At 58.0% G+C, this 22,317-nt stretch carries 21 protein-coding genes and 1 pseudogene; 5 read left to right on the forward strand and 17 right to left on the reverse strand.

Going from position 1 to position 22,317, the window contains the following annotated elements; genetic code table 11:
- Positions 1-20 precede the first annotated feature (20 nt).
- The 12 genes from holB to yceD all read right to left on the reverse strand — a co-directional run bounded on the left by holB (position 21) and on the right by yceD (position 9,638).
- On the reverse strand, positions 21-968 hold the full coding sequence (holB, locus tag AACR14_RS12445) for a DNA polymerase III subunit delta' (RefSeq protein ID WP_019446414.1): 948 nt from the start codon (positions 966-968) through the stop codon (positions 21-23).
- On the reverse strand, positions 953-1,594 hold the full coding sequence (gene tmk, locus AACR14_RS12450) for a dTMP kinase (protein ID WP_019446415.1): 642 nt from the start codon (positions 1,592-1,594) through the stop codon (positions 953-955). Before tmk ends, holB begins: the two co-directional genes overlap by 16 nt.
- The gene (mltG, locus tag AACR14_RS12455; protein WP_005333156.1) at positions 1,594-2,595 is read right to left on the reverse strand and encodes an endolytic transglycosylase MltG; all 1,002 of its coding nucleotides are present in this window, start codon (positions 2,593-2,595) and stop codon (positions 1,594-1,596) included. Before mltG ends, tmk begins: the two co-directional genes overlap by 1 nt.
- Positions 2,585-3,391, reverse strand: a complete 807-nt coding sequence (gene pabC, locus AACR14_RS12460; protein WP_019446416.1) for an aminodeoxychorismate lyase — start codon at positions 3,389-3,391, stop codon at positions 2,585-2,587. Before pabC ends, mltG begins: the two co-directional genes overlap by 11 nt.
- A gap of 68 nt (positions 3,392-3,459) precedes the next feature.
- Positions 3,460-4,701 (reverse strand): beta-ketoacyl-ACP synthase II, encoded by a 1,242-nt coding sequence (gene fabF / locus AACR14_RS12465; RefSeq protein WP_026035072.1) that lies wholly within the window; start codon positions 4,699-4,701, stop codon positions 3,460-3,462.
- An 82-nt stretch (positions 4,702-4,783) separates the two neighbouring features.
- Positions 4,784-5,020, reverse strand: a complete 237-nt coding sequence (acpP, locus tag AACR14_RS12470; RefSeq protein ID WP_005300909.1) for an acyl carrier protein — start codon at positions 5,018-5,020, stop codon at positions 4,784-4,786.
- A gap of 158 nt (positions 5,021-5,178) precedes the next feature.
- Positions 5,179-5,913, reverse strand: coding sequence for a 3-oxoacyl-ACP reductase FabG (gene fabG / locus AACR14_RS12475; protein WP_005333159.1), 735 nt, complete (start codon positions 5,911-5,913; stop codon positions 5,179-5,181).
- Positions 5,914-5,926: 13 nt separating this feature from the next.
- On the reverse strand, positions 5,927-6,862 hold the full coding sequence (gene fabD, locus AACR14_RS12480; protein ID WP_005333161.1) for an ACP S-malonyltransferase: 936 nt from the start codon (positions 6,860-6,862) through the stop codon (positions 5,927-5,929).
- 71 nt (positions 6,863-6,933) lie between these two features.
- Complete coding sequence (locus AACR14_RS12485; RefSeq protein WP_019446418.1) at positions 6,934-7,893, reverse strand: beta-ketoacyl-ACP synthase III; 960 nt, start codon at positions 7,891-7,893, stop codon at positions 6,934-6,936.
- 7 nt (positions 7,894-7,900) lie between these two features.
- Positions 7,901-8,920, reverse strand: a complete 1,020-nt coding sequence (plsX, locus tag AACR14_RS12490) for a phosphate acyltransferase PlsX (RefSeq protein ID WP_019446419.1) — start codon at positions 8,918-8,920, stop codon at positions 7,901-7,903.
- A 9-nt stretch (positions 8,921-8,929) separates the two neighbouring features.
- Positions 8,930-9,097 carry a 50S ribosomal protein L32 gene (gene rpmF, locus AACR14_RS12495; protein WP_005300935.1) on the reverse strand — a complete coding sequence of 56 codons (168 nt, stop codon included), beginning with the start codon at positions 9,095-9,097 and terminating at the stop codon, positions 8,930-8,932.
- A gap of 19 nt (positions 9,098-9,116) precedes the next feature.
- Positions 9,117-9,638, reverse strand: coding sequence for a 23S rRNA accumulation protein YceD (gene yceD / locus AACR14_RS12500; protein WP_005345553.1), 522 nt, complete (start codon positions 9,636-9,638; stop codon positions 9,117-9,119).
- 118 nt (positions 9,639-9,756) lie between these two features.
- Between yceD and AACR14_RS12505 the strand changes: the two genes are divergently transcribed.
- On the forward strand, positions 9,757-10,338 hold the full coding sequence (locus AACR14_RS12505) for a Maf family protein (RefSeq protein ID WP_019446421.1): 582 nt from the start codon (positions 9,757-9,759) through the stop codon (positions 10,336-10,338).
- Between the two features lie 102 nt (positions 10,339-10,440).
- Here the strand turns inward: AACR14_RS12505 and AACR14_RS12510 are convergent, their stop codons facing one another.
- Positions 10,441-11,103 (reverse strand): HAD-IA family hydrolase, encoded by a 663-nt coding sequence (locus tag AACR14_RS12510; RefSeq protein ID WP_019446422.1) that lies wholly within the window; start codon positions 11,101-11,103, stop codon positions 10,441-10,443.
- Positions 11,103-12,047 (reverse strand): 23S rRNA pseudouridine(955/2504/2580) synthase RluC, encoded by a 945-nt coding sequence (gene rluC / locus AACR14_RS12515; RefSeq protein WP_202801611.1) that lies wholly within the window; start codon positions 12,045-12,047, stop codon positions 11,103-11,105. Before rluC ends, AACR14_RS12510 begins: the two co-directional genes overlap by 1 nt.
- A gap of 413 nt (positions 12,048-12,460) precedes the next feature.
- Between rluC and rne the strand changes: the two genes are divergently transcribed.
- Entirely contained in the window at positions 12,461-15,556 is a 3,096-nt protein-coding gene (gene rne, locus AACR14_RS12520) for a ribonuclease E (RefSeq protein WP_026035073.1), read from the forward strand.
- 147 nt (positions 15,557-15,703) lie between these two features.
- Here rne and AACR14_RS12525 read toward each other — a convergent pair.
- Together AACR14_RS12525 and AACR14_RS12530 are read right to left on the reverse strand one after the other, a co-directional pair.
- Positions 15,704-16,871: pseudogene (locus AACR14_RS12525) on the reverse strand (IS3 family transposase).
- Between the two features lie 118 nt (positions 16,872-16,989).
- The gene (locus tag AACR14_RS12530) at positions 16,990-17,262 is read right to left on the reverse strand and encodes an acylphosphatase (protein WP_019446426.1); all 273 of its coding nucleotides are present in this window, start codon (positions 17,260-17,262) and stop codon (positions 16,990-16,992) included.
- 81 nt (positions 17,263-17,343) lie between these two features.
- On the opposite strand from AACR14_RS12530, the gene AACR14_RS12535 reads away from it, so the two are divergent.
- The 3 genes from AACR14_RS12535 (at position 17,344) to AACR14_RS12545 (ending at position 21,614) form a co-directional block, all read left to right on the forward strand.
- Complete coding sequence (locus AACR14_RS12535) at positions 17,344-18,774, forward strand: methyl-accepting chemotaxis protein (protein WP_019446427.1); 1,431 nt, start codon at positions 17,344-17,346, stop codon at positions 18,772-18,774.
- A 112-nt stretch (positions 18,775-18,886) separates the two neighbouring features.
- Positions 18,887-20,080 (forward strand): class I SAM-dependent methyltransferase, encoded by a 1,194-nt coding sequence (locus AACR14_RS12540; RefSeq protein ID WP_005336736.1) that lies wholly within the window; start codon positions 18,887-18,889, stop codon positions 20,078-20,080.
- Between the two features lie 349 nt (positions 20,081-20,429).
- The gene (locus AACR14_RS12545) at positions 20,430-21,614 is read left to right on the forward strand and encodes an acyltransferase family protein (protein ID WP_019446428.1); all 1,185 of its coding nucleotides are present in this window, start codon (positions 20,430-20,432) and stop codon (positions 21,612-21,614) included.
- Between the two features lie 34 nt (positions 21,615-21,648).
- Here AACR14_RS12545 and AACR14_RS12550 read toward each other — a convergent pair whose 3' ends face one another.
- Positions 21,649-22,077: a GNAT family N-acetyltransferase gene (locus AACR14_RS12550; RefSeq protein ID WP_019446429.1), complete on the reverse strand. Its 429-nt coding sequence runs from the start codon at positions 22,075-22,077 to the stop codon at positions 21,649-21,651.
- Between the last annotated feature and the right edge of the window lie 240 nt (positions 22,078-22,317).

Consider the following 22,317-nt stretch of genomic DNA (forward strand, 5'->3'; position numbering starts at 1 on the left):
ACCTTTCTGCTTGTCGGTACTTATAACCAGCGACTGAGCCAGTTCATCAGATGGATGGTGGGATTGGAGAGCTGGCCCGGCTGGCATGCCGCTTTCAGGGCTACCAGATCTTGTTCTGCCTCCAGCAGTTTTTCGCTGGAGTGCTGCTCCGCCAACCGTTGACTCAAGATGGCCAGATCAGGCATGGCCAGCTGATGGTGACCGCATCCTGCCTGGGTTTTCAGGGCATCGCACAAGAAGAGCTGCAACCAGTGCAACCTTACCAGCGTCTCCTGACCAAGCTGGCTGCACAGTGCCGTCGCCTTGACCGGACTTTGACTCAGGGCGACAAACTGCTCCAGCAATTCGCGGCGAGTACCGTCCTGTTGCTGCTCGATATAGTCGAGTACCCGCAACGGGGCCCCTTGACAGATCCGCACCTGAGCCAACGTGGCCTGATGACCCTGCTCGGCCAACCAGCGTACTGTTTCCCCTTCCGCAGGCAATTGACAGACATGTTTGTGACAGCGACTGAGAATGGTGGGAAGCAACCGGGAAATCTGGGAGGCAATCAGCAACAGCAAGCTGTCGCCGGCCGGCTCTTCCAGGGTTTTCAACAGGGCGTTAGCCGCCGATTCGGTCATCCGCTCCGCCTCAGGAATAATCACCACCTTGCCACGGCCGAGCTGGGCAGAGCCCTGCAGCCGGGTGCAGATCTCGCGAATAGCCTCGACCCCGATTGTCTTGCTGTCGCGGGTGATGGTGCCAAGATCCGGGTGGTTGCCCTTGTCAAATAACTGGCAGGAGTGGCAGTGGCCGCACGGCTCTCCGCGATCCGGTTGCTGACAAAGATGCAGACGCGCCAACCGCTCGGCCAGCTGTTCTTTGCCAAGACCGGGATCGCCGAGCAACAACCAGGCGTGGCCGAGACGACCGGACTGGGCAGTCTGGCTCAGGGCATGCCAGTCGGGGATCAGCCAGGGATACATAGGCGCTCGTTTGACAGATAGTGATCCAATGCAAGCTCGATGGCAGCTTTGACCTGTTCCGGCGTTTGCGCCGCATCGATCACCACAATGGAATCATCCTTGGCGGCCAGTTCGAGATAACGAGTTCGGGTGCGCTCGAAGAAGCTCAGTTGCTCCAGTTCGATGCGATCCAGCTCGCCACGATGGCGCGCGCGCTGCAAGCCAAGGGCGGGATCGATATCGAGATAGAGGGTGAGATCCGGCTTGAAGTTGCCCAGCACTGCCTGCTTGATGGCTCCGATAAGCTGTGCATCGATACCACGGCCGCCACCCTGATAGGCCTGGGAGGAGAGATCGTGGCGATCCCCCACCACCCAGACACCGTCGGCCAGTGCGGGTTTGATGCGGGTCTCCACCAGTTGTACCCGGGAGGCATACATCAGCAGCAATTCCGCCTCGATGGTGAGGCGCTCGTCGTGCACCTCTTTGACGATGGCCCGCATCCGCTCGGCCAGTGGCGTACCACCCGGCTCGCGGGTGCACTCGATCCGGTTGATGCCGTGGCGCTGCAGATAGTCGGTCACATAACGAACGGCCGAGCTCTTCCCTGCCCCTTCCAATCCTTCGATCACAATAAATTTAGACATTAGGGTTTCTTCAATATGTATTCGCGAACCGCCCGATTGTGTTCATCGAGGGTCTTGGAGAAATAGTGAGCACCGCCCCCCTTGGCGACAAAGTAGAGATAATCGGTCGATTTGGGGTTAAGCGCAGCTTCGATGGAGGCCTTGCCCGGCATGGCAATAGGCGTGGGCGGCAAACCGTCGATCACATAGGTGTTGTAGGGATTCTTGTCGGTCAGATCGCTGCGGCGAATGTTGCCATCGTAGCGATCTTTCACCCCGTAAATGACGGTGGGATCGGTTTGCAACTTCATGCCCAGACGCAGACGATTGACAAACACCGAGGCGATCTGTGCCCGCTCGTCCGGCTGGCCGGTCTCCTTCTCGATGATGGAGGCCATGATCAGCGCCTCATAGGGCGTTTTGTACGGCAGGTTGGCCTGACGTTTCTCCCAGCTCTGCTGCAGGAAAGTCTCCATATCCTGATGGGCGCGACGCAAGATCGAGAGATCGCTGGCATGGGTGGTATAGGCATAGGTTTCCGGCAGGAACCAACCCTCCAGCTTGCCATTCTCGATGCCGAGCTCCTGCGCCAAGTCGGCTTCGGATTGCTCGACGGTCAATCGCTCAAGGTATGGGGCGCTGGAGAGCTGCTTCTGCCAATCCTCGAAACGGGAACCTTCGACGAAGGTGAGGCTGAAGTGAAACTCCTTGCCCGATGCGAACAGAGAGAGGGTCTCCTTGAGAGGGGCCCCTTCCTTGATTTCATAGGTGCCCGATTTGATGGCCACCAGTTCGGGATGGCTGCGCAGCCAGAGCCGCACCGCCCAGGGGCTGGTTTCCCCCTCACCTAGTTCGGCGATGAGGCGCGCCGCATGGGCGCCCTTCTCCACCGTAAAGAGCCGGGTCGGCCCCTTGTTGGTGAGCGTCTCTACCTGTTGCCATTTGTAATGTACATAGCCCCCGGCAGCGGCTACCGTCAGTGCCGCCCCCGCGAGCAGGGTGTAAAGCCGATTAAACTTCAATGACCAAACGCTCCTGTAAACGGCGACTCAATACCGCTGTGGGATAGTGAATATCCTCGATGCCATTGACCGGCACGACCCCCATCAGGGTATTGGTGAGCCACACCTCTTCCGCCTGCCATAGTGACTCCAGCGGAGCCTCTACAACACGCAACTCAATACTCATCTGTTTCAACATCGCCATCACCTGGCGGCGCATGATGCCATCGACACCACCGCGGGCGAGATCGGGTGTAAACACCGTCTTGCCCCGACGCCAAAACAGATTGGCACTGACCCCTTCAATCAGAAAACCACGACTGTTAAGCACTATCCCTTCGACTGCATTTCGGCTGACAAGTTCGCTTTTCAGCAATACCTGCTCCAGACGATTCAAGGTTTTAAGCCCGGCCAGCATAGGCGCATCACCGATCCTCTGGCGGCACACCACTATCTCGATCCCCTCCTGTTGCCACTGGCCATAGTGAGTGGGAAATGGTGCCAGAGTGACAATCCGGGTTGTGTGCTGACATCCGCTGCCGTCATAGCCCCGCCCCCCCTCGCCGCGGGTCAGGATCACCTTGGCCACGCATTGTGGCTGGTCGGCCACAATCTCTTCAACCTCCTGGGTCAAGAGATCCCAGTCCGGTTCAACCAATCCCAGCCGGTTGTTGGCCAGCTGCAACCGTGCCAGATGGGCAGGCCACTGCAACACGCGACCCTCCCTGACCGCCATGGTGGTGAAATGACCGTCACCATAGGCCAGCCCCCGATCATGGGCCGAGATGGTATCAAGCTTCATGCCATTGATAAGCAAAGGGATCCCTCCGATAAAAAAGGCCCGATACCGGCAGTATCGGGCCTGTGTCTTTGCCCTGCGGCAAATTATACGCGTTTGAAGATCAGTGAGCCATTGGTGCCGCCAAAACCAAATGAGTTGGAAAGGGCGTACTCGAAGCTGCCAGGCTTGGCCACATGGGGTACCAGATCCAGATCGCACTCATCATCCGGGTTATCCAGGTTGATAGTGGGCGGAGCCACCTGATCACGCAGGACCAACACAGTGATGATCGCCTCGATGGCACCGGCGGCGCCCAACAGGTGACCGGTCATGGACTTGGTGGAGCTCACCATCAGGGATTTGGCGTGCTCACCAAACACCGACTTCATGCCACGCAGTTCAGCCACATCACCCAACGGGGTGGAGGTACCGTGCGCGTTGATGTAACCAATCTGCTCGGGGGCAATGCCAGCATCCTTGATGGCATTTTTCATGGCGCGAGCACCACCGTTGCCATCTGCAGGAGGCGCAGTCATGTGGTACGCGTCACCGCTCATGCCAAAACCGACCAGCTCGGCGTAGATCTTGGCGCCACGGGCCTTGGCGTGTTCGTACTCTTCCAGCACCAGTACACCGGCACCGTCACCCAGCACGAAACCATCGCGATCTTTATCCCACGGACGGCTCGCTTTTTGCGGCTCGTCGTTGCGGTTGGAGAGTGCCTTGGCGGCAGCGAAGCCACCCATCCCCATCGCGGTGGAGGCTTTCTCGGCACCGCCGGCGACCATCACGTCGGCATCACCGTAAGCGATCATCCGACCCGCCATACCGATGGCATGGGTACCAGTGGTACAGGCGGTCGTCACGGCGATGTTCGGCCCTTGCAGACCTTTCATGATGGAAAGATGACCGGACACCATATTGATGATGGTGGACGGAACGAAGAAGGGACTGATCTTGCGCGGGCCGCCATTGACCAAGCTTTCGTGGTTCTGTTCAATCAGACCCAGACCGCCGATACCGGAGCCAATCGCCACGCCGACACGTTCGGCATTCTCTTCATTGATGGTCAGGCCGGAATCATCCAGCGCCTGGATACCGGCCGCGATGCCGTATTGAATGAAGAGATCCATCTTGCGAGCGTCTTTACGGTTGATACCGTACTGCTCGGGATCAAAATCCTTCACCAGACCTGCGAAGCGGGTTGCAAACTCGCTGGCATCAAAGTGTTCGATAAGGGAAATGCCGCTCTGCCCGTTGAGCAGTGCTTGCCAGCTGGATTCGGCAGTGTTACCCACCGGGGAAAGCATCCCCAAGCCGGTCACCACGACTCTGCGTTTTGACACTGAGGTAGTCTCCGAGAGGTGTTTTGAAAAGGAACAAATACAAAAGAAGCGGCCCTTGGGCCGCTTCTCTTAGAACAGGAACTTATTCCTGATTAGCGGTGATGTAGTCGATAGCCGCTTGAACAGTGGTGATCTTCTCGGCTTCTTCATCAGGAATTTCGGTATCGAATTCTTCTTCCAGCGCCATTACCAGTTCAACGGTATCCAAAGAGTCAGCGCCCAGGTCGTCGACGAAGGAGGCAGCGTTCTTAACGTCTTCCTCTTTAACACCCAGTTGTTCGATGATGATTTTCTTTACGCGTTCTTCGATGTTGCTCATGACCTGAATTTTCCTTTAAAAATACGCTATTTGCGTCTGGTTGGGGTAGTTTATTCAATTGACGTGAGTTTGCAAGTAGCTTGCCGCTGGTCAAACCACGAAATGTGCCAAACTTCGGCGTACTATCGCAAATTTGAACAGATCTTACGACAAATTGATTACACCATGTACATCCCGCCATTAACATGCAGGGTTTCGCCGGTGATATAGGCTGCTTCATCAGAAGCCAAGAATACCACAGCTGCGGCAATTTCTTTTGGATCACCCAAACGGGCGGCAGGCACCTGACTCATGATGCCGGCACGTTGATCGTCATTCAGGGCACGGGTCATGTCGGTTTCGATGAAACCGGGAGCAACCGCGTTCACTGTGATACCACGGGATGCCACTTCCCGCGCCAACGACTTGGTAAAACCAACCAGACCGGCCTTGGCGGCAGCATAGTTGACCTGACCGGCATTGCCCATGGTTCCCACCACGGAGCCAATGCTGATGATGCGACCGTGACGTTTCTTCATCATGGCACGCAGCACAGGTTTGCTCAGACGATAAAGCGAGGTCAGATTGGTATCGATGATCTCGTTCCACTCGTCATCTTTCATCCGCATCAACAGGTTGTCACGGGTGATACCCGCGTTGTTGATCAGGATGTCGATGTCGCCAAAGCGCGCCTTGATGGCGGCGAAGACGGCTTCGATGGATTCCTGGCTGGTCACGTTCAGTGCCATGCCGCAACCATTCTCGCCCAGATAGGCGCTGATCGCCTCGGCACCGCTCTCGCTGGTCGCCGTACCGACCACTTTCGCGCCACGGGCCACGAATGTTTCGGCAATCGCACGGCCGATGCCACGACTGGCACCGGTCACCAACACAACCTTATCGGTAAAGCTCATCACTTGCTCCTGTTTACTTGATCTGGGCCAGCGCCTGCTCGAAAGAGGCGGCATCGTTGGCGTGAATACCTTCCACGCGCTTGTCGATACGCTTGGCGAGCCCGGTCAACACTTTGCCCGGTCCCATCTCGATCTCGAGGGTAACCCCCTCGTTGGCCATCCGCTCGACAGTCTCGGTCCAACGAACCGGGCTGAACAGCTGACGTACCAGCGCTTGCTTGATGGCGGCCGGATCCTGTTCACAGGATACGTCGACATTATTGATGACAGCGATGGTTGGAACCTTGATCTCGATCCCGTCCAGCGCAGCTGCCAGTTTTTCTGCGGCAGGTTTCATCAGCGCGCAGTGAGACGGCACGGAGACCGGCAGCGGCAGCGCACGCTTGGCGCCCGACTCTTTCATCAGCACGTTGGCGCGCTCAACGGCCTCTTTGTGACCGGCGATAACCACCTGGCCCGGGGAGTTGAAGTTGACCGGAGAGACCACCTGCCCTTGTGCCGCTTTTTCGCAGTTGGCGGCGATGGATTCGTTATCCAGACCGATGATGGCCGCCATGGCGCCGGTGCCTTCCGGTACCGCTTCCTGCATGGCCAGACCACGCAACTCGACCAGTTTGACCGCATCGGCAAAATCGAGTGCGCCGCTGCAAACCAGCGCGGAGTACTCACCCAGGCTGTGACCCGCCATCATGGCAGGAGTTGCCCCACCCTGCTGTTGCCACAGGCGCCACAGGGCGACAGAGGCCGTCAGCAGCGCAGGCTGGGTGCGCCAGGTTTTGTTCAGATCTTCAACCGGACCATCCATCACCAGGGCAAACAGGTCATAACCCAGCACCTGACTCGCCTCGGCGAAGGTCTCCTTGATCACGGCATGTTGTTCGGCCAGCTCGGCCAGCATGCCAACGGACTGGGAACCTTGTCCCGGGAAGGCAATGGCAAATTGGGTCATCATTGATTCCTTTTAGATAAGACAAAAATGAAATCGGTGACGGGATGATGGGCGCACCATCCCGCCGAAGATCAGAGGCGAACCAGCGCCGAGCCCCAGGCAAAACCGCCGCCGAAGGCCTCCAGTAGTACCAGCTGACCCGGTTTGATCCGGCCATCCCGCACCCCTTCGTCAAAGGCGACCGGAACGGAAGCGGCAGAGGTATTGCCGTGCTTGTCGAGGGTCAGCACCACTTTATCGAGGCTCATACCCAACTTCTTGGCGGTGGCGCTGATGATGCGAAAGTTGGCCTGATGCGGCACCAGCCAATCCAGCTCGCTCGGCTTGATGCCTGCAGCAGCAAGGGTTTCGGTGACGATCTCGCTCAGACGGGTGACCGCGACCTTGAAGACATCGTTGCCTTTCATATACATGTAGGCTTCGAGCTCGGCACCCGGCATGCCGCGGCGAGGGTGCGGCAGCTTGAGCAGCTCGCCATAACGGCCATCGGCATGGAGATGGGTAGAGAGGATGCCCGGCGTCTCGCTGGCACCGACAATCACAGCCCCAGCCCCATCACCAAACAGGATGATGGTGCCGCGATCTTGTGGATCGCACATGCGGGAGAGTACATCGGCCCCGACGACCAGTACATGGCGGGCGGCGCCGGATTTGACGAACTGATCGGCAATGGAGAGCGCATAAGTGAAGCCTGCGCAGGCCGCTGCCACGTCAAAGGCAGGGATGCCCGGTACGCCGAGCAGCCCCTGCAGCTCGCAGGCGGCAGCCGGGAAGGCATTTTCAGCACTGGTAGTGGCCAGCACTATCATATCGAGATCGGCAGCGGTCAAACCGGCTGCATCCAAGGCGCGCAGGGCGGCCTGGTAAGAGAGGGTGGCAACGGTCTCGTCAGCCCCGGCAATACGGCGCTCACGGATACCGGTGCGTTCCACGATCCACTCATCACTGGTCTCAACCATCTGCTCGAGATCGGCGTTGGTACGCACTGAACTCGGCAGGTAGCTGCCAGTACCCAGAATTTTGCTATGCATAGAGTTCTTATAGATCCCTGTCAGAGAAGACAGCTTCAAGGCGATCTGCTATTTGCAGTGGAAGTTGATGTTTGGCCTCTTGTGCGGCCAGCAGGATCGCATTACACAGAGCGCGCCGTTCGGCCCGCCCATGACTTTTTACCACAATGCCGCGCAATCCTAACAGACTTGCCCCGTTATACTGGTCGGGGTTCAGGTAAGAAAAACGCCGTTTGAACATAAATCCGGCGATCCGGCCAAGAAAAGTGCGTTTCTTGCGGGGATATCCGGCCAGCTGGGCCATCATCCGCACCACCCCTTCTGCCGTCTTGAGGGCGACATTGCCGACAAAACCGTCGCAGACGATCACGTCGCTGTCGCCGCTGAAGATGCGATCCCCTTCGACGAACCCGACATAATTGAGCGCGTGGCACTGACGCAACAATTCGGCGCTGTGGCGCACCAGATCGTTGCCCTTGATCTCCTCCTCGCCGATGTTGAGCAAGGCAACACGAGGTAATGCTATGCCTTCTACCTTTTCGGCCACGACGGAGCCCATCACCGCAAACTGCAACAGGGTATCGGCATCGCAACTGACGTTGGCGCCGAGATCCAGCATCACAGTGCGTTTACCACTCAATGTTGGCAACGCCTTGATGAGGGCTGGTCTGTCTACCCCGGGTAGAGATTTGAGCACGCACTTGGCCATCGCCATCAACGCACCTGTATTGCCAGCACTGACGCAGGCATCGGCCTCACCGGCTTTCACCAGATTGAGTACCACCCGCATGGAGGAGTCTTTCAGAGTACGCAGCGCCACGATCGGTTTATCGCCCATGCCAACTACCTGGGATGCATGTACGAAACGAACGCGGGGATGATTCAGCAAGCCATGTTGCTGCAGCAAAGAAGAGGTCTGGTGCTGGTCGCCGACCAGGATCAGTTTTAGCTGGGGTAAAAGAGACAGTGCCTGCACGGCGGCAGGCACTGTTTCCGAGGGGCCAATATCTCCCCCCATGATGTCTAGCGCGACAGTTTGCGTAGACAAAGGCAATCCTTAAGCGATTACCTTTTTACCGCGGTAGAAACCATCGGCAGTCACGTGGTGACGACGATGAATTTCGCCACTGGTCTGATCAACAGTCAGGGCAGCGGTGGTCAGCGCATCGTGGGAACGACGCATGCCACGCTTGGCACGGGTTTTACGGTTCTGTTGTACGGCCATTGTAGGCTAACTCCTAAATTCACTTACGTTTAAGCTCTTCAAGAACTGCAAAGGGATTCGGCCGCTCATCAGCAGGTTCGATTTCACCCCAGGTCATCTCCATGTTTCCTCTCGGGCATGCATCCAGAGAATGCATAGCGACTTGAGGCAACGAGAGGATGAGTTCATCCTCCAGGATTTGATGAAGATCTATCTCGCCGTTTTCGTCCAACTCAATGGGCTCATAAGCTTCCGGCAGTTCTTCCTCGTTTGTTCTTTCGAACAGCGGAGTGTAGATAAATTCAGCTTCACAGAGGTGTTCGAATGTCTCTCCGCAACGTTGGCAAACCAAGTCAACCTTGGCATGGGCAGTGCCTTTCATAACGGTCAACTTCTGGACATCTTTGCCAAAGTGCAGTGATACCTCGATATCACTCTGCAAGCCAGCGGTTGATTCCTCCAGCCTGGGCATCTGCGACTTTTCCACTATCCCGATGTAATCGAGCAGCTTCAAGGCACTACGGACTGGATCAACCTTAACGGGCAACTTCACCTTTTGCATAGGGCGCGAATAATATAGGTCCAACAACTGATAGTCAAAGGAAAAAGTCCTTACCGCCGATGATTTTAACGTCACAAGTCCCTAGAATGCCGGTACTCGCTTTCATCGGTACCTGATTATGCCACAGAATCTGATCCTCGCCTCAACTTCTCGCTATCGCAAAGCCCTGCTGGAGAAGCTCGGCCTCCCCTTTGAATGTGCCGCCCCCGATGTGGATGAACGCCCGCTGGCTGGCGAATCCGCCGAGGCGCTGGTGGCCAGACTGGCTCGTGCCAAGGCTGATGCCATCGCCCGACATCGTGATCACGGCTTGATCATCGGATCTGATCAGGTGTGTGTCTGCGATGGACGCATCCTCGGCAAACCGGGCACCATCGACAATGCCATCGCCCAGCTGATGGCGGCTCAAGGTCGCAGCGTCACCTTCTATACCGGCCTGTGCGTGGTAAATGCCGCAACCGGTGAGACTCATCAACTGGTGGAACCTTTCACCGTCCATTTTCGTAACCTCGATGAAGCCGCCATTCGCCGCTATGTAGAGGCAGAATTGCCCCTAGATTGTGCGGGCAGCTTCAAATGTGAAGGGATGGGGATCGTTCTGTTCAAGGGGCTGGAGGGGCGCGACCCTAACGCATTGATCGGTCTGCCACTGATCGGCCTGATCGAACTGCTGGAGCGCCACGGTATTGCCCTGCCCTGATTGCGGACGAGAATAGATAAGCTAGATCGAGGATATAAAAAGCCCGATCAATAGACCGGGCTTCTGTTATCAATCAGATTGATGTCTGTTAAAAAGAGGCGTCTAAAACAGCGCGCGAAGAGCCTTCATGGAGTCCACCACCGCCACAGGTCCTTGACGACCGAGGGCATCCCGACTATCTACACCCCAAGTAACGCCGATGCGCGGCATGGCAATTGCCTCGGCCATCGCCATATCGTGAACAGAGTCGCCGATCATGACGGCCTGCCGGGGTGACAGCCCCAGCTCGTCCAGGATCTGCTCAAGCATCAGCGGATCAGGCTTGGAGCGAGCCTCATCGGCCCCACGACTGGTCACAAACAACGAGCGCAGCCCGGTCTCATCCAATACCCGATCCAGCCCACGGCGCGATTTGCCGGTAGCGATGGCCAGTTGCAGCCCTCGTAACTGCCAGTCATGCAGCAACTCCCCAGCCCCGGCAAACAGCGGGCTGGGGGTCGCGTCGTGCAGATAGTGATGACGATAGCGATCGATGATTGCGGCAATCTGGCGCTCACCGCTGGTGGCGCCACTGCCACTGCATAAGGGGAACAGACGGGACATGGCGACATCGAGGCTCAATCCGATGATCTGCCGGATCTGGGCTGGTGCAGGTACCGCCAGCTCACAATCTCTGGCGGCCCCTTGCACACAGGCCACAATCCGGCCTACCGAATCCATCAGGGTACCGTCCCAATCGAAAATGGCGAGCCGGATATCCTGCATCAGCGTGGCAAGCCGTTGAGGAAGTTGTCGAGCTCAGGTGCGAGCGGCGCTTCTACCTGCATTTCGCGACCATCGGCCGGATGGGTGAAGCTGAGCTTCCAGGCATGCAAAAAGAGCCGTTTCAGACCTTGGCTGCGCATTTTCTCGTCAAATGCTGCTTCACCGTACTTATCGTCACAGGCGATCGGATGACCGGCATGCAGGGTATGCACGCGGATCTGGTGGGTACGACCGGTGATGGGGCTGCACTCGACCAGGGTCGCTTCGGCAAATTGACGCACGATACGGAACCGGGTTTCGGAGGGCTTGCCATCGGCACTGACCCGTACTACCCGTTCACCGGATTGCAGATCGTTTTTGCGCAGCGGCGCATTAACCACCTTGACGTGAGCCTGCCACTTGCCACGCACCAGCGCCAGATACTGTTTGCGCATGGTCTTGATGCGCAACTGCTCATGCAGGCTGCGCAGGGCGCTGCGCTTCTTGGCAACCAGCAATACACCAGAGGTGTCGCGATCCAGTCGATGAACCAATTCGAGGAAACGGGCTTCCGGCCGCAGGGCTCGCAGCCCTTCAATCACGCCAAAGCTCAGGCCGCTGCCGCCATGTACTGCCATGCCGGAGGGCTTGTTCAGCACGATCATGGCATCGTCTTCGAACAGGATCTGGCTCTCCAGACGCTGGATAACCCCGAGGTTTGCCGAAGGCAGCTCATTCTTCTCGGCAACGCGCACGGGGGGCACCCGCACCTCGTCACCTGCGCAGAGTTTGTACTCCGGTTTGATGCGCTTTTTGTTTACTCGCACTTCGCCTTTACGAAGGATGCGATAGATCAGGCTCTTGGGGACGCCCTTTAGCTGAGTCTTGAGAAAATTGTCGATGCGCTGCCCGTCATGCTCAGCTTCGATGGTGAGCAGCTGCACTTGTTGTTGTATCTGTGTCATGGCGCGGATTTTAACACTGCCCGCGCCCCTTGGCTGCATGGTTTGTTGAAAAATGGCGCCTTGCTATAAAAGAGGTTTAAATGGGATAATAAACAAGGTTTTGTCATTGTGTTCAAGCCTTGTACTAAGTGGCCAAAAAGTATGCCACCCAATCCCGAAACACCGTGTATACAAGAACATGACGGTTCCCGGGTGCGAGGTACAACGCATGGAGAACACAAACATCACCGTTTATTTGTCTCCATTTCGGCATCCTTATTCATTCCTTCTCGAGAAGTGATGACCAGAACGCCCTTAGTTTGCGCCTCATGCATACCCCAACCGGGAGGTTGCCCCAGTATGCTGAAGACCCGAGGCCGGCGCTGGCAGGACCCAGATGGAGGAAATCAAAATGACACAATAATGAGAACTCAATGAAAAGAATGCTTATCAACGCAACTCAAGAAGAGGAGTTGCGCGTAGCGCTGGTTGACGGACAACAGCTCTACGATTTGGATATTGAAAGTCCGGGACACGAGCAGAAGAAAGCGAACATTTACAAGGGTAAGATCACCCGCGTAGAACCCAGCCTTGAAGCTGCTTTTGTCGACTACGGCGCCGAGCGCCACGGTTTCCTGCCGTTGAAGGAGATCGCCCGCAATTACTTCCCCTCCGGTTACTCCTATCAGGGTCGTCCCAACATCAAAGAAGTGGTCCGCGAAGGTCAGGAAGTTATCGTCCAGATCGACAAGGAAGAGCGTGGCACCAAGGGTGCAGCCCTCACCACCTTTATCAGCCTGGCAGGTAGCTACCTGGTACTGATGCCCAACAACCCCCGTGCCGGTGGAATCTCCCGCCGCATCGAGGGTGATGAGCGGACTGAACTGAAAGAAGCCCTGAGCGGATTGACCGTGCCGGAAGGCATGGGCCTGATCGTACGTACCGCCGGTGTGGGCAAGTCTCCGGAAGAGCTGGAGTGGGATTTGAACGTTCTGCTCAACCACTGGGACTCCATCCACAAGGCCTCTCAGGAGCGCGCTGCGCCGGTGCTGATCCACCAGGAAAGCAACGTCATCGTGCGTGCCATCCGTGACTACCTGCGTCGCGATGTGGGCGAGATTTTGATCGACAATCCGGTGATTTTCGAACGCGCCAAGGCCCATATCGAGCTGGTACGTCCCGATTTCCTCAACCGCGTGAAGCTGTACAAGGGTGAAGTTGCCCTGTTCAACCACTTCCAGATTGAGAGCCAGATCGAATCAGCCTTCCAGCGTGAAGTGCGCCTCCCTTCCGGTGGCAGCATCGTTATCGATCCGACCGAAGCGCTGACCTCCATCGATATCAACTCCTCCCGCGCCACCAAGGGCGGCGATATCGAAGAGACTGCGCTGCAAACCAACCTGGAAGCGGCCGACGAAATTGCCCGTCAATTGCGTCTGCGCGACCTGGGTGGCCTGATCGTAATCGACTTCATCGACATGACCCCGGTTCGCCATCAGCGCGAAGTGGAAAACCGTCTGCGTGAAGCTGTGCATCAGGACAGGGCCCGTATTCAGCTGGGCCGGATCTCCCGTTTCGGTCTGCTGGAGATGTCTCGCCAGCGTCTGCGCCCCTCCCTCAACGAGTCCAGCAGCCATATCTGCCCCCGTTGCCAGGGTCAGGGCGTGATCCGTGACAACGAATCTCTCGCCCTGTCCATCCTGCGTCTCATCGAAGAAGAGGCCATGAAGGACAATACCGAGCAGGTTCATGGCCAGGTGCCAGTGGATGTTGCCGCCTATCTGCTTAACGAGAAGCGTGCCGCCATCGCCAGTCTGGAACAGCGCAATGATGTGCGTGTTTACATCATTCCGAACCAGCATCTGGAAACCCCGCACTACGAAGTGACTCGTATTCGTCAGAACGAGATCCCGGAAGCGGCCAGCTACGAACTGAAAACCGAGATTGCCAAGCCGGTCTACCAACCGAAGCAAGCTCAGGTGATCGAGCGTGAGCAACCGCTGCTGCAAGGCTTTGCCCAACCGGCACAACCGGCCCCTGTGGCGCCGCAACAGCCGGCGGCTCCCGTTGCTGCGGCCCCTGCCGAAGCCGGCTTCTTCAGCAAGCTGATCAAAGGCATTACCGGCCTGTTCAGCAGCGATGCAGCCCCTGCCGACGTGAAAGCGCCCGCCGAGAAACCAGCAGCTCGTGAAGTACGCAAGGATGAAGGTCAACGTCACCAGCGCGAAGAAGGCCGTGGCCGTGGTCAGCGTCCTCGTCGTGATGACAATCGTGGCAACCGCAACAATGCGGAAGCTGGCGAGAAGCGTGAAGGTGGCAACCGCGAAGCCGGTGAAAACCGCAATCGCCGTCCCCGCAAAGAGCGCGAGCCTCGTCAGGAGCGTGAAGCCCGTGGTGAGGTGCGTAGCGAACAGCGCATGGAACGTGAACCCCGTCAGGAGCGCGAACCTCGCGAGCCGCGCCAGGAACGTGCGCCACGTCCAGCCCGTGAACCTCGTGCTCCCCGTGAGCCGCGCGCCGAAGTCGTTGTTGAAGCGGTAGATGCCGTTGATGCAACTGCCGTCCAGCCACGTCAGGAGAAAGAGCAGAAAGTGGCCGAGCGCCGCGAACGTCGCCAACTGCGCAAGCAGATCCGCGTCGATGTCGCCGCTGCTGACACCCCTGCCCTGCCGGTTGACGAAGTACCAGCGCAAGCTGAAGTGATCGATGCCACCGTGGGTAACGAGCAGGAAGAGCAGAGTGAAGGCCAGCGCCGTTCACGCCGCACTCCGCGCAGCCAGCGCATCGAAGGTCAGCGCCGCAAGCGCATCAACGAAGATGCCCGCAGCCAGCGTGACGAAGAACAGCAAGATACCACCACGCTGACCACCGCAGCCCAGGCAGATATTGCCAAAGCACAGGTTGAAGAGCCGGTAGCACCTGTTGTCACCATCCCGAGCGCTGAAGCCATTGCCGCAGCCCTGCAGGCCTCTGCAGCACTGACCGAGCACGTGGTTGCCGAGGCCATCGCTGAAGAAGCTGCCGAGCAGGCCACTGCCCAGGTTGAAGCAACTCAAGCCGATGTTGCCGTAAGCCCGGTTGTTGAAACCGTTGCTGAGGTAGTGGTTGCAGCAGAGCCAGAAGTAGCTGTTGTCGCTGCTCCGGTTGCCGACGTGGCTCCCGACACAGTGGTTGAAACTGTACCGGTTGTTGAAGCCCCTGTTGTTACCGCGCCTGTCGTAGAAGCTGCACCGGTCGCCGCTGCAGTCGAGATGCCAGCTGCTGTTGTCGAAACCCCGGCACCTGTCGCTGCCGTTGTTGCGGAAGAGACTCCGGTCGTCACCAAACAGGTAGCACGCTCCGCTGGCTTGCTTGCTCGTGCCCGCAAGGCATCCGCCCCGATGGCAACTCCTGCCGAGGCCCCTGCCCTGCCTGCCCGCGAGCCGGTTAACTACCCGCCGCTGGTACGCAACGAGGTGAGCACCTCAGGTCGTCATGGTGGCAGCACTGCCGCCGTCAACGTGGCCACCTGCCCGGCCGGTCGCCCCTAAGCAACCCGGGTTGACCCCCTAAACAAAAGCCACACCAACCGGTGTGGCTTTTTTATTTCTCGTGTCCCGTTCTGAATATGGTTTACACCTTTTCCCCCAATAAATGGAGAACCCTGAGGTGTCCTGACAAGATCGGACAGTCCCAGATCAAGCAGCCTGAGCTGTTCTCCAATACCTCTTGTTAAACTCCGCCGGGCTGACATTGCCAAGTCGTGAATGCCGACGTTGGCGGTTGTAAAAAATCTCTATGTATTCCTGAATCGCTGCCTTGGCCTCCGCTCTCGTCTTGAATCTATGGTGGTGAACCAGTTCATTTTTAAGAGACCCCCAGAAGCTTTCTATCGGGGCATTGTCGAAGCAGTTCCCCTTGCGTGACATGGAGGTCTGCATGCCAAATTGTACCTGGAGAGCCCGGTAAGCCTTGGCACAGTACTGACTGCCCCGGTCTGTGTGATGAATAAGCCCAACTGGTGGCCTCTTCTGCTGCACAGCCCGAAACAGCGCCTGACTGACCAACCTGGTGGTCATTCGCTCTCCCATCGCATAACCCACTATCTCACAGGTAAACACATCCTTGAGACCAGCCAGATAAAGCCAGCCTTCGTCGGTGGCGATATAGGTGATATCACCGGTCCAGACTTCGTTGGGCTTCGTCGGCGTAAAGACCTGACCAAGGCGATTCTCCGCCACAGGCAGGGAATGAGCAGAATGGGTTGTCGCCTTGAATTTGCACTTTTGTTTGCAAGACAACCCCATTTCACGGCGCAATCGCCCAATTCGGTCCCGTCCGGCGTAAAATCCTTCGGCGGCCAACTCAGCTTGTAAACGCGCTGCGCCATAGGTCTGGCGCGTCTTGCTGTGAGCAGCCCGAATGGCGAGGTTGAGTCGTTCATCTTCTTGTTGGCGCTGTGACGGTGGACGCTGGCGCCAGTGGTAGAAGCCCGCACGAGAGACCTCCAGCACACGACAGATAACGGAAATGGGATAGAGATCCTGCTGGTTGGCTATCCACGCGTACTTGGCAGTGACTCCTGAGCAAAGTACGCGGCGGCCTTTTTTATGATGTCGCGCTCCATGTTGGCTTGTGCGAGAGCTTTGCGTAGCCGGGCCACTTCACCTCCAGCTCGGCGACAGAACGCGCTCCGGGAATGGCCGATGTATCCTTTCCTCCTTTGGCTGCGACCACCCAGTTGCTCAGTGTGCCTTTGGCTATACCCAACCTTCTGGCGGCTTCAGCTTGGCCAAGGCCTTGCTCCAACAGCAGTCGAACCGCCTCTGCCCGAAACTCTGGTGAATAGTGTTCTCTCGATTTCATTAAATACCCCCGATTGTCTCATAGTAACAATCGGGACTGTCTGTGAAAATCAGGATACCTCACTAAACGTGATGCTGTGAATTAAGGAAAAAAATATAGTTGTCTTGCCCCTAAAACCTCAGTTGGTATGAAAGCCTTGGCCGGTGGGCGGCAGCGCCTCCTCATACTCCATCCGGGTCACTCTGGCGGTGCGCGGGCCATGCTCCAGCCACCCCAGCATCATCTGCACCCCCTGCGCGGAGCCGCTGATGAGGATCTCCACAGAGCCATCCTCCAGGTTGTAGGCATGGCCCCGCAAACCCAGTTGCAGCGCCCGCTCGCGGGTGAAATAGCGAAATCCCACCCCCTGCACCTGCCCCCACACCCGAATGACAAACGATTGCTCTCCCATTTCTCACACCTTCCGCTTAAGAAAAAATTTCCCGAGACGATAATGTGCCGACACTCTATCTCTGCAGGATGCAGCTCCATTATGAAAGAAGTTAAATTTCGGTGGGTTGACCGCTATCTCATTCACCTCACCATCAGTGAAAAATTCCATATCGCGTTCTGGTTACCTCTATTCATCATCGCCTTCCTCAGCTGGTACATGCTGGCGGCCAGCCATCAGCAGGAGGTCTCCCTGCGGGTAGCACAGTTGCAGCAACGGGTCGAAACCACGGCGCAGCTGGTCAGCCAGCAGCCAACTCTGGTGTTGCCTGCTGATCTGCGTCTGACCCGGCAAGGCAGCAGCGGGTTGCAGCAGCAAGGAGGTCACTACCTCTTTACCGCGCCAGCAGGTCAGGCAGGCTACGTCACCGGTGATCTCGACACCGGCAACCTCTCCATGTGGGAAGGTCAGGGCTCGACCCTGCTCCTGATCGGCGCGCTGGCCGCCCTGATGGCACTGGTGATCCACTACATGATGACCTTTGTCTCCGGTGCGCTCTACTCCACCAACAAGGCGCTGCAAACCGTGGCGGACGGGGATCTCACCTTCCGACTCAACTTCTTCCCGGTGCGGGACGAGTTCTCCACCCTGGCGGGCAGCATCGACCGATTTACCGACCGCCAGCACCAGATCGTCAAACTGGTGGAGGAGTCTGCCGAAGCGCTGACCATGGCCGCCGACGAGTTTCGTGACCATGCCCGCGAAGGCGAGACCATGGCGCGTTCACAGCGCCAGCACATGGATTCACTGGCCACTGCCATGGAGCAGATGTCGGCAGCGATCCGCGAAGTGGCGCGCAATGCCAACGACACCCTGCAGCAGACCCGCCAGTCGAGCCAAGAGGCGGCCAATGGCGCCAACCGGGTGGCCCGCACCATCGAAGCGATCCGTACTCTGGCCGACGAGATTGGCAACGCCTCCGGCGCGGTCGAGCGGCTCACCCACAACGCCAACCGGATCAACGAGGTGGTCAACGTCATCAACGCCATCTCCCAGCAGACCAACTTGTTGGCCCTCAACGCCGCCATCGAAGCGGCCCGTGCCGGTGAGCAGGGTCGCGGCTTTGCGGTGGTAGCGGATGAAGTGCGTACTCTCGCCAGCCGTACCCAGCAGGCGACGGTGGAGATCCAGCAGATGATCGAAGAGCTGCAGACCGGTACCGGCGCGCTGAACGAGATCATGGAGAAAACCGTGGGGCGTGCCGCCAGCAGCCAGCAGCTCATCAGCGAGGTGGGGCTCGATATCGAAAAGCTCAGCAACCACAGCGATGCGGTACTGGAGATGAGTACCCAGATCGCCACCTCCAGCGAAGAGCAGAGCTCGGTCGCCACCGAGATCACCCACAATCTGGATCAAGTGCGCCATGAAGCGGCGCAGGTGGAAGAATCCGCCAGCGCCTCGGTAGCCGGTACGCAGGGGCTGAAAGCCACCGCCAGCGAGCTGACCCAGGCGCTCAAGGGGATTAAGCTCTGACCATATGAGGTGTCAGATCAGGGCAACCCCATCCATTACACAGGGTTGTTTGAGTTTTACCTGCGGGCCACATAGAATGTGGCCCTTTTCTTTCTACCATCGGCAAACATCCATGAGCGCTTCCATCTATCTCGTCAAAGGCCGCGAAAAATCCCTGCTGCGTCGCCACCCCTGGATCTTCTCCAAGGGGATTGAGCGGGTTCAGGGCAACCCCATTGACGGCGATACCGTCGAGATCTATGCCAACGATGGCAAGTGGCTCGCCCGTGGCGCCTGGTCAGGCAGTTCCCAGATCCGTGCCCGGGTCTGGACCTTCGACAAGGATGAGACCGTCGATCTCGACTTCTTTATCCGTCGTCTCAAATATGCGCAGGAGTCTCGCGATCCGCTGATCAAGCGTCAGGGTCTCACCGGTTATCGCCTCTGCGCCGCCGAATCCGACGGCCTGCCGGGTCTGACCATCGACCGTTATGCCGATTTTCTGGTGTGCCAGATCCTCTCTGCCGGTGCCGAGTTCCAGCGTGAGCTGATAACGCAGGCACTGCGTACCCTCTACCCAGAGTGCAGCATCTATGAGCGCTCCGACGTGGCAGTGCGCAAGAAGGAAGGGCTGAAAGAGCGCACCGGCGTTATCTATGGCGAGACCCCGAATGAGCCGGTGGTCATCGAGGAGAATGGCGGCGTCAAGATCCTGGTGGATATTCGCAACGGCCACAAAACCGGTTTCTATCTGGATCAGCGGGATAACCGTCAGGCTGCCGCCAAGTACACCGAAGGCAAGCGTGTGCTCAACTGCTTCTGCTACACCGGTGGGTTTGGCGTTTATGCACTCAAGGGCGGCGCCAAGGAAGTGGTCAACGTCGATCTCTCCCAGAATGCGCTGGATATTGCCCGCCAGAATGCCGAGCTGAACGGGCTGGATACCAGCAACACCCAGTTTGTCCGTCACGACGTGTTCAAGCTGCTGCGTGAATATCGCGAGAAGGGCGAGAAGTTCGACGTCATCGTGCTGGATCCACCCAAGTTCGCCGAGAGCAAGGCACAGCTGCTGGGTGCCTGCCGCGGCTACAAGGATATCAACATGCTGGCGTTCCAGCTGCTGGCACCGGGTGGCGTGCTCTTGACCTACTCCTGCTCCGGCCTGATGGAGCAGAGTCTGTTCCAGAAGATCGTTGCCGATGCGGCGCTCGATGCCGGTCGCGATGCCCAGATCCTGGAGCTGCTCTCCCAGGCCTCCGATCACCCCATCGGTACCGCCTATCCGGAAGGCTTCTACCTCAAGGGACTGGTGGTACGCGCCCGCTGATCGGTCGTCATCTTCCCTTGTGATTAATCAGGCCCCTTGCGGGCCTGATTGTTTTGCATCGCGCCGTATAAACCTGAGCCTGACGCTCGCCCCGATGACCACCCTCTCTGCTTTATTCGCGTTCCTTCTCCTCCTCTTTTGCTGCCAGCGCCCCACTTCTTCTCTGTTTAAATTACTTTGCACAATAACTGCACATTTATGATTTAAATCACATCCGTATGACTCTCTTTTCCGTAGTGTGATCCCGCCTGCGGCAGCCAAGCCGGGGCAACCGTCCCATCAGGATTGATGGACGGTACAACAACAAAATCGATGTCAGGCCAAGCTGAACATCACAAGGGATCCCGTTATGAATCAATCATTGCCGCTGTTAACGCCGCTGCGGGGCATCGCTGCCCTGATGGTGGTGCTGTTCCATGCCCGATTATTGCTCTTTCCCCAGTGGATGGAGCCGATTGCAGGCCACACACAACTCATCGAGAATGGCTACCTCTGGGTCGATCTGTTCTTTATTTTGAGCGGCGTGGTGCTGGCACATGTCTATGGGGAGGCCTTCACCCGCACGCCCCGCACCGTGGGCTATGGCCGCTTTCTCTGGCTGCGGCTGACCCGCGTCTACCCCCTCTACCTCGTCACCCTGCTGTTGCTGGTCGGCTGGGAACTTTACAAGGCGCAGCACGGAGTAGGCTTCTATGCCGGCCCCTTGTTCAAGATGTGGGAGTGGGAAGGGATGCCGCCTTTCGGTTCGCCCTTCACGCCAGCCGAAGCGCTGCCGAGCGCCTTACTGCTGCTGCAGGTGGTAACCGATCACGGGTTGACCTGGAACTTCGCCGCCTGGTCCCTGAGCGTGGAGTGGATCAGCTACCTGCTGTTCCCGCTGCTTATCCCCCTCGCAGTCACCCGCAGTCGCTGGAGCCATCTCGCCCCCCTGCTGGCGCTGACGGTGCTGGCCTTTATCGTGCACAGTCGCGGCACGCTCGATGTCACCAGCGGCGCCTTAGCGATGGGGCGCGGGGTGAGTGAATTTGTGCTCGGCCTCTGGCTGCTGCCGAGGGTCAAGGCCGCGCAAGGCGTGCCCATGATGAAGCGAGATCTGCCGCTGCTGGTCGCCTTTGTGCTGCCCTTCGCGCTGATGCAGTTCACCATGACGCCACCACTGACACTGCTGCTGATCGCCTCCTACGTGCTGCTGATCTGGATTGCCGCCTGCCAAGGCAATCGCCAAAGCACGCTGCTGCACCTCCTGGATAACCGCTTCACCAACTGGCTGGGGGATCTCTCCTACTCCATCTACCTGCTCCATGCGCTGGTGCTGCTCACCGGCTGCGAGCTCATCCACTATCTGGCACCGGGGCTCACCGAGTGGTGGTATGGCCAGACCAACCCGCTGCTGGGGGTTGTGGCCAACTTACTGATGCTGGCGGTGCTGATCGGGTTCTCTTCTTTAAGTTACAACCTGCTGGAGCGACCACTGCAACGGCGCCTGCGCCGCTGGGGCAAGTCACGGCAACCGGCGCTGGAGCAAGCCGGATAAGCTAATCTCGCCCTGTCTGGATGAGTTGACGGCTTTATGCCAACTCATCCAGTACCAGTTCATCCAGACTGCTCATCACCCAGGCGCTCGAGTGCTGGCTAAATCCGAGCTTGGGGTAGTACGCCACCGCCTGCGGCGCGGCCAGCAGGATCAGCTTGCAGCCGGGCTGCAATTGTAAAAACGTCTCGCGAATAAGGGCTTTGCCAATCCCCTGCCCCTGCACTGACTCAGCTACCGCCAGATCCGAGAGGTAGCAACAAAAATGAAAATCGGTCACCGAGCGAGCCACCCCGACCAGGGTCTCGCCCTGCCAAGCGGTGATCAGCAAATTGGCGTTATCCAGCATGCCCTGCAGGGTGTCCGGATGGTCCAGCGGCCGTCTCGCCCCCAGCGAGGTCTGCGCCAACAACGCCGCAAACTGCGCCGTGGTGATGGGGTGGTTAACCAAAAATGTGGTGGTCACTAAGCTCTCCTGTTGTAGATCGGCGGTTGCGTGCTTTTGGTCTCTTTGGCGTTCTTTTTGCTGCATCTGTACTGCAATCAATCAGCCAGCGCCGGATCCAGACCGATGACAGGCAAGTGCGGGCAATTCCCTGCTGTTTATGTGAATTCCTGTTCGAACCCCAAGGGGCAAATGTGGCATAATGCCCCGTCCTGTGGCCCTTGGCGGGGCTGCGCTGGCGTACCTTGTCGCCCATTTCTT

Origin of the sequence: Aeromonas sp. 159 (assembly GCF_963862045.1) — a bacterium.
In the GTDB taxonomy this organism is placed as follows: Bacteria; Pseudomonadota; Gammaproteobacteria; order Enterobacterales; family Aeromonadaceae; genus Aeromonas; species Aeromonas veronii.